The organism is Streptomyces hainanensis, from assembly GCF_004348415.1.
GTDB lineage: Bacteria > Actinomycetota > Actinomycetes > Streptomycetales > Streptomycetaceae > Streptomyces > Streptomyces hainanensis.
Genome location: NZ_SMKI01000767.1, coordinates 1 through 1921 on the forward strand (window position 1 = coordinate 1; position 1921 = coordinate 1921).

The 1921-nt window shown below is 71.3% G+C and carries 3 protein-coding genes; all 3 read left to right on the forward strand.

The annotated features are described in order from the left end of the window. Positions 1-96 precede the first annotated feature (96 nt). The 3 genes from E1283_RS35710 to E1283_RS35720 are packed head-to-tail and all read left to right on the forward strand — an operon-like array spanning position 97 to position 1913. Positions 97-570 (forward strand): carboxymuconolactone decarboxylase family protein, encoded by a 474-nt coding sequence (locus E1283_RS35710; protein WP_132822315.1) that lies wholly within the window; start codon positions 97-99, stop codon positions 568-570. Positions 571-583: 13 nt separating this feature from the next. Further along, positions 584-967, forward strand: a complete 384-nt coding sequence (locus E1283_RS35715) for a DoxX family protein (RefSeq protein WP_132822316.1) — start codon at positions 584-586, stop codon at positions 965-967. A gap of 22 nt (positions 968-989) precedes the next feature. Beyond that, entirely contained in the window at positions 990-1913 is a 924-nt protein-coding gene (locus E1283_RS35720) for an RNA polymerase sigma-70 factor (protein WP_132822317.1), read from the forward strand. The last annotated feature ends 8 nt before the right edge of the window (positions 1914-1921 follow it).

Genomic DNA, 1921 nt, shown 5'->3' on the forward strand with positions numbered 1-1921 from the left:
ACGAGACGCAGGTCACACGCGGCCGTGTCACAGGGGGCCGGGCTACCTCGTCTCGGGAGATGAAACAGCGAGAGCCACGAAGGAGAAGAAGCCATCATGGAAGCGCGACTGAACTACTTCGCCAGCCCGACCGCCGGCAAGGCGCTGAAGCACTTCATGTCGGCCGGCCGGACGCTGAAGGAGTCGACGCTGCCGGCCGCGACACAGGAGCTGGTGGCGTTGCGGGTGAGCCAGATCAACGGCTGCGCCGGCTGCCTGGACATGCACAGCAAGGAGGCGGCCGCGGCCGGCGAGACCCCGGTGCGGCTGAGCCTGGTGGCGGCCTGGCGGGAGGCCACGGTCTTCACCGACGCCGAGCGCGCGGCGCTGGCCCTGGCCGAGGAGGGCACCCGGGTCGCCGACGCGGGCACCGGGGTGGGCGACGAGGTGTGGGCGAACGCCGCCAAGCACTACGACGAGGAGCAACTCACCAGCCTGGTCGTCCTCGTCTCCTTCCTCAACGCGGTGAACCGCCTCAACATCATCAGCCGGCAGCCGGCCGGCGACTACCAGGTCGGCCAGTTCCACTGAGGGAGTGTGACCCATGAACCTCGCACTGTGGATCGGTGCCGGACTGCTGGCCGTGGTCGCGCTGGCCGGTGGCACCATCAAGACGTTCGCACCCCGGGAGAAACTGGCCGCGAGCCAGGGCGGAGGATGGACCGGAGACGTCGGCACCGGCTTCGTCAAATCCCTCGGCGGCCTGGAACTGCTGGCCGCCGCCGGTCTCATCCTGCCCGCCGCCGTCGGCGTCGCACCGATTCTGGTGCCGGTGACCGCGGTGTGCTGGGCCCTGCTCATGATCGGCGCGGCGATCACCCACGGCCGACGCGACGAATCCAGCCTGGTGGCGCTCAACCTGTGCTACCTGGCACTCGCGGTGTTCGTGGCCTGGGGCCGCTTCGGCCCCGAGTCCTTCACCGGCTGACATCGACGACCGAAGGATCGGCATGGACAAGATCGAGGAGTTCGAGGGGCTGCGACCGCTGCTGTTCTCGATCGCCTACCGGATCCTGGGCAGCGTGGGCGAGGCCGAGGACGCGGTCCAGGAGACCTGGCTGCGGTTCGACGCCTCGCCTACCCGGCCGGAGTCGACCAAGTCCTTCCTGTCGGCGACGGTGACGCGGATCGCGATCGACGTGCTGCGCTCCGCGAGGGTGCGGCGCGAGCAGTACGTGGGGCCGTGGTTCCCGGAACCGCTGCTCGACGACCCCTACCAGGACCCGGCCAGGTCGGTGGAGTTGGCCGACTCCGTCTCGATGGCGGCGCTGCTCCTGCTGGAGCGGCTGAGCCCGCTGGAGCGGGCGGTCTTCGTGCTCCGCGAGGTCTTCGGCTTCGGCTTCGACGACATCGCGGCGGCCGTCGACCGCTCGGAGCCCGCCTGCCGCCAACTCCTGGTGCGCGCCCGCCGCCACATGGCCGCCGGCCGCCCGCGGTTCGAAGCCGACCGGCGCGAGCGCAAGGAGCTGGCCACCCGCTTCCTCGACGCCCTCAGGAACGGCGACGTCGCCGGGCTCCGACACCTCCTCGCCGCCGACGCGCAACTGATCGGCGACGGCGGCGGCCAGGCCCCGCAACTGGCCAACGCGATCACGGGCGCGGACAACGTGGCCCGCGTCCTGGGCACCGTCTACCCGCTGATGAACCAGGTCGACGTCACCTTCGCCCCCCACGACGTCAACGGCCAGCCCGGCGCCGTCTTCCGCGACCACGCCGGCCGGGTGCTCCACACCCTCGCCCTCGACGTCCTCGACGGGCGGATCCAGACCATCCGCGCCGTGATCAACCCCCACAAACTCGCCCACCTCGGCCCCGTCGCCGACGCCTGGGCCATCGACCGCGCGGTACGAAGAGCCCGCCGGCCGAGGGACTGACCCCGCCC

What these genes read in the sequence shown, in the direction of transcription:
- E1283_RS35710 (WP_132822315.1), top strand. Translation starts at nt 97, where the DNA reads ATGGAAGCGCGACTGAACTACTTCGCCAGCCCGACCGCCGGCAAGGCG.
- E1283_RS35715 (WP_132822316.1), top strand. Translation starts at nt 584, where the DNA reads ATGAACCTCGCACTGTGGATCGGTGCCGGACTGCTGGCCGTGGTCGCG.
- E1283_RS35720 (WP_132822317.1), top strand. Translation starts at nt 990, where the DNA reads ATGGACAAGATCGAGGAGTTCGAGGGGCTGCGACCGCTGCTGTTCTCG.